The sequence below is a fragment of the Dehalococcoidia bacterium genome (genome assembly GCA_035574915.1).
In the GTDB taxonomy this organism is placed as follows: Bacteria; Chloroflexota; Dehalococcoidia; order DSTF01; family WHTK01; genus DATLYJ01.
The window spans coordinates 1-4,601 of sequence record DATLYJ010000144.1 but is presented as its reverse complement, the minus strand read 5'-3'; the positions used below and the strand labels follow the sequence as shown (position 1 = coordinate 4,601).

Annotated in this window: 6 protein-coding genes; 3 read left to right on the top strand and 3 right to left on the bottom strand. The window is 67.5% G+C overall.

Annotated elements, in window-relative coordinates; genetic code table 11:
* The 3 genes from VNN10_13280 to VNN10_13270 form a co-directional block, all read left to right on the top strand.
* Window positions 1–424 (top strand): PLP-dependent transferase (locus tag VNN10_13280; GenBank protein HXH22993.1); only part of this gene is annotated, 424 nt, incomplete at its 5' end.
* Between the two features lie 86 nt (window positions 425–510).
* A complete protein-coding gene (locus tag VNN10_13275) occupies window positions 511–894 on the top strand; it encodes an HIT family protein (GenBank protein HXH22992.1) in 384 nt (127 codons plus the stop codon).
* Complete coding sequence (locus tag VNN10_13270) at window positions 891–1,934, top strand: HNH endonuclease domain-containing protein (protein ID HXH22991.1); 1,044 nt, start codon at window positions 891–893, stop codon at window positions 1,932–1,934. The genes VNN10_13275 and VNN10_13270 overlap by 4 nt, the downstream gene beginning before the upstream one ends.
* 810 nt (window positions 1,935–2,744) lie before the next feature.
* Here the strand turns inward: VNN10_13270 and VNN10_13265 are convergent.
* The 3 genes from VNN10_13265 to VNN10_13255 all read right to left on the bottom strand — a co-directional run bounded on the left by VNN10_13265 (window position 2,745) and on the right by VNN10_13255 (window position 4,390).
* Window positions 2,745–2,915, bottom strand: coding sequence for a hypothetical protein (locus VNN10_13265; GenBank protein ID HXH22990.1), 171 nt, complete (start codon window positions 2,913–2,915; stop codon window positions 2,745–2,747).
* 107 nt (window positions 2,916–3,022) lie between these two features.
* Entirely contained in the window at window positions 3,023–3,571 is a 549-nt protein-coding gene (locus tag VNN10_13260; GenBank protein HXH22989.1) for a GNAT family N-acetyltransferase, read from the bottom strand.
* A gap of 24 nt (window positions 3,572–3,595) precedes the next feature.
* Window positions 3,596–4,390, bottom strand: coding sequence for a class I SAM-dependent methyltransferase (locus VNN10_13255; protein ID HXH22988.1), 795 nt, complete (start codon window positions 4,388–4,390; stop codon window positions 3,596–3,598).
* Window positions 4,391–4,601 lie beyond the last annotated feature (211 nt).

Genomic DNA, 4,601 nt, shown 5'->3' with positions numbered 1-4,601 from the left:
GCCCTTCGACTGCTGGCTCCTGCTCCGCTCCATCCGCACCCTGCCCTACCGGGTGCGCGCCCAGTCCGCCAGCGCGCAGCGGGTGGCCGAGTTCCTGGCCGCCCACCCGCGCGTCGGCGCCGTCCATTACCCGGGCCTGCCGCAGCATCCGGACCACGCGGTGGCCGTGCGGCAGATGCGCGAGGGCTTCGGCGGCGTGCTGTCGTTCGAGGTCCACGGCGGGGCCGAGGCGGCGAGGGGGGTGGCGGCTCGCGTGCGGCTCTTCACCCGGGCCACGAGCTACGGCGGGGTGGAGAGCTTCATCGAGCACCGCGCCTCGATCGAGGGGCCGGGCACCCGCACCCCACCCGGTCTCCTGCGGCTCAGCATCGGGCTGGAGCACCCGGACGACCTGATCGAGGACCTCGCCCGGGCGCTGGGGTAAGGCGCCCGGGTGGACGGCGCCGGCTGCCAGCGACACCCCGTGGGCGTTGACATCTCCGCCGACGGCCCGCGAGAATCCCGCGGCGCATGGCCTGTCCCTTCTGCGCGCGGATCGCCGCCGGCGACGTCACCGCCGACAACGCGCTGGCGGTCGCGTTCCCCGACGCGTTCCCGCTGACCCCCGGCCACACGCTGGTCGTTCCCCGCCGCCACGAGCCGGACTTCCTGGCGCTGAGCGGGGAGGAGCGACAGGCGGTGCTGGCGCTGGCCGTGGAGGTGGCCGCGCGCCTGCGCGCCGAGCGGGCGCCCGACGGCTACAACCTGGGCGTCAACGTCGGCCCGGCCGGCGGCCAGACGGTCGCCCACGCCCACCTCCACGTCATCCCGCGCTACGGCGGCGACGTGGCCGACCCGCGGGGCGGGATCCGGTGGATCATCCCCGAGCGGGCGCGCTACTGGGAGGCGACGTGAGCGAGCGCCCGGACGTCGTCGCCTTCGCCGAGAAAGTCCTCGAGCTCCTCGAGGAGGGTCGCTACACCGCCACCTACAAGTACGCCGTGCTGCTGGCCCTGATGGACCTCTGCCTGGAGCGTGCCGACCGCTCGGGCCTACCACCCTCGACGGTGACGACGCGCGAGCTCGCCCGCCGGGTGGTCGAGCTCTACTGGCCGCATACCGAGCCCTACCCGGGGGCGCGCGCCGGCGAGGTCTTGCAGCAGAACGTCGGAGGCCAGGCGGAGATCGTCGCGGCCATCGCCGCCTTCCGCCGGCGGGCGGCGCCGGAGGCCGCGGCCGTCTGGCAGGCCGAGCAGCGCACGCCCCGCGAGTTCGAGCGGCTGCTCCGCGAGGTGGAGTGGAAGCTCGTCCAGATGCCGCTGCCGCGCCTGCAGCGGATCGGCCGCGTCACCGACGAGTTCATCTACTCCATCCACTGGGACGAGGGCATCCGGCGGCGCGTGCTGCAGGAGTACTGGGCCGGGCGGGCGGGCTTCGACAACCGGATCCTGCTCAAGCCGGGCGTCGGCGGCTTCCTGCGCGACCTCCACGGGCTGCTCCGGCCGCTGATCCACCGGCGCTGGGCGGCGATGGTGGCCACGCTCAACCGGCTGCCGGAGGCCCAGCTCGAGGCGTTCCTGTTCGGCCGGGACCGGGTGGACACGGCGCCCGTCCGGGCGCCCCTCTGGGAGCTCCAGGAGCGGCGCTGCTTCTACTGCGGCGGGCGGATCGGCGAGCCCGGGCAGGGCGTGGTCGATCACTTCGTGCCGTGGGCGCGCCACCCGGACAGCGGCCTCGACAACCTGGTGGTGGCCGACGCCCGGTGCAACGGCTGGAAGGGCGCTTGCCATCTCGTGGTGATGGAACATGGGCTTCACGATCAAACTTTCAATCACTCGGCTTGCTGCAAGGTGGTTGAACAAGACGAGCATCTCGGCTTTAAACCACCTTTCAATGCGGCTATCTGCGTGTGCAAAAGCCGAGAAATGCTCTTGCTTGTCCAGAAACCACTTTGATATGTGAGGAAGCAAGACTTCCATTGCTGTTCCCCGTCACGATGCGGAAGGCAGGCTAACGTGGAGTTGTGCGACGCGCCGCAGCAGAACGCCTGAATAGGCACGGCGCCCCGCGGCGCGTCCGCACCAACGCCATGTTAGTGCTCAGCGTGCACCTCGGTCACCGGCGGAACAATAGGGAATGAGAATTGAATGCGGCTAACATGGATACTCTCCTCGCTCTTGGCTGACTCTTTGCCGAGGCTGATGCCCACGACCTTTATCCCGCCCTCCAGATTTCCAGAAGACTTATCACTGACGGTCACAGCAATATCGAATCGAACCTCTTTTATATGCGGGCCACCGACGTGCTTAGCCGTACCCCATACGGGTTTGTCTTCTTTATAGCGAGCTGCACCCCTTGCGGAATCTCGACGAGCGTGTCGGCGACGAAGTCTTTGAGGTCCATGGTTACCTCCGGTCGAGATCCTGAGCACTAACGCCACGTTGACCGGCCGCGGCGAGCGAATGCGAGCCAGCGGCCCGGTCGAACGTGATGTTCGGCGTGAGGCCGGGCCCTATCTATAGGCGTCGCGCCGGTGTCGGACGATGCGAATGTCGACAGCGCGCACTGTCCTCGATGGCGTACACGGCGCGGTAGTCGCCGATCCGAATTCTCCACACAGATCGGCAGCTCCCTGCAGCTTGACACATCCGCGCGGCCTTGGATCGTCCGCAAGGGCCTCGACACGCTGAATGATCCGCCGCACCACGGCGACCTCCAGCCCTTCGAGTTCTCGCCGGGCCGAGCGGGTAAAGACAACCCTGTACTCAGCCACGCCGTCGCCGGCGCCGGAGCACACGCCGCTTGACGACCTCCAGCGGTTCGCGTGGCTCAGAGGCGCGCTGCTCGGCCAGGGCGCGGTCGTAGAAATCTTCCCACAGGCGCGCCTGCGTCTTCAGGTCGATCTGGACGGCGGTCTTGCGGCCAGAGTCATCCACGCGAAACCGAACTCCTCGAACCATTGTCTCCCTCTCTTCTTCGACGCCGAACGCTCTGGTTCAGCGGCGGCGCGCAGCGCCGCCCGCTGCAACCGCTTGTCAGACGGTCAATGCAGGACCCGCAGGTCCAGGCGCATCACGTGCCGGCGTTCGCCGGCCCTCGCCACCTCTTGGAAGCCAAGTTCGTTGAACGCTGGTACGAAGCCCATGAAGCGATAGCTGGGTGATTCTGGATCAACCGGATAGGCTTCCAGGAAATCAGCACCGTAACGACGGGCGTGTGTGATGGCTTCGCGAATCAGCTCCTTGCCAATGCCCTGACCGCGAAGCTCGGGCCTCACGAACATGCACACCAAGGACCACACGACGGCGGCCTCGTCGCCGGGACCACCCAAATCGCGAAACGTCTCGCGCGGCGCGACGGAGCACCAAGCAACCGGTTTGGTCCCCCGGTAGCCGAGCAGGCCGACCGGTTCTCCACCGAGGATGAGTCTTTTCATCGCCTGCTTCTTCGCGCCTTTGTTCCTGCGATCTTTGCTAGGCAATGTCCGCCATACCATGCACCAGCAGTTCTTCGGGCCGCCCCTGCTTTCGAAGAGTGCTTCGAAGTCCGTCCAGCGATCCGGCGTGACTTCCTCAAACCGTAGTTTCGGCATCACCGAAGGCTCGTTCTTCCGTCGCTACGGCCGTTCGCCCGCCACCCAAAGGAAGACATTTTCGTAGCGGATACTCCCGTCGGGGCGCATGTGGGCTCGGTCGGCGTTTGCGTAGACAGTCCGCACTGCCTCTTCCCCACTGTGCGCGATGGCCGCCTGGTTCACGCCCGCGCTCGCATTCCCGCGCCACGATGCTTCAGTGCTGGTAAATACAAAGGGACAGGCGACCTCCCCTTCCTCAACAACGTGCAAGCCAGCACCCTCTAGGAGAGCCGCCAACGCTCCAGGCTCGGACAGGGCACCCGGGTGCGGAGGTGGTGCGCCCGGCGGCGGGGGTGGCATCAACGGCCCGAGCGCTGGCATCACGGCAGTCAGAAACTCGCACCGTTGCGGCGGTCCCCAAGCGGTCACGACGACCCGCCCGCCGGGCCGCACGACGCGGACGAGCTCACGCATGGCAGCAGTCATGTCTTCGGCATAGAAGACGCTGTTCACCGCCGTGACCGCGTCGAAGCTGGCGTCGGCGAAGGGCAGGTCCTCCAGATCACCTTCCCGCACATCGGCAGCGGGCACACGTTGCCGAGCTATGGCCAGCAACCCCGGCGAGGCGTCGAGGGCGGTCACCTGCGCACCGCGGAGGTGAGCCAGCAGCGCGAGGAGTCCTGCGCCGCAGCCGGCATCAAGCAGGCGCGTGCCAGAGGTCACGCGGGCGGCATCAAGGGCCGCACCGAAAAGCGGCAAGCACACCTGCTCCACGTAGGTGGCCCAGTCCTGAGCACGCGCCCCCCAGAGCTGACCTTGAATCGTTGCACTTCCCATCAGCAGGCCTCCTGAAGTTCACCAGATCCCGAGCTGTTCCTCCGACCCAACCTGTGCATGCTAACTAGAGTTCGGCCGCAGGATAGGCTGGTCTGCGTGGTACGGCAACCACAGCCGGGTGGCGCAGCGTATCTCGAGCGTTGGCTGGCGGGCTCGAGCCTGGTTTCGGCCTGTCTTTCCGGACCCTGCACTCGCGCCGACTGGTCGTCGC

Coding starts and splice junctions, on each gene's coding strand:
- VNN10_13275 (HXH22992.1), top strand. CDS start 511: ATGGCCTGTCCCTTCTGCGCGCGGATCGCCGCCGGCGACGTCACCGCC.
- VNN10_13255 (HXH22988.1), bottom strand. CDS start 4,390: ATGGGAAGTGCAACGATTCAAGGTCAGCTCTGGGGGGCGCGTGCTCAG.
- VNN10_13260 (HXH22989.1), bottom strand. CDS start 3,571: ATGCCGAAACTACGGTTTGAGGAAGTCACGCCGGATCGCTGGACGGAC.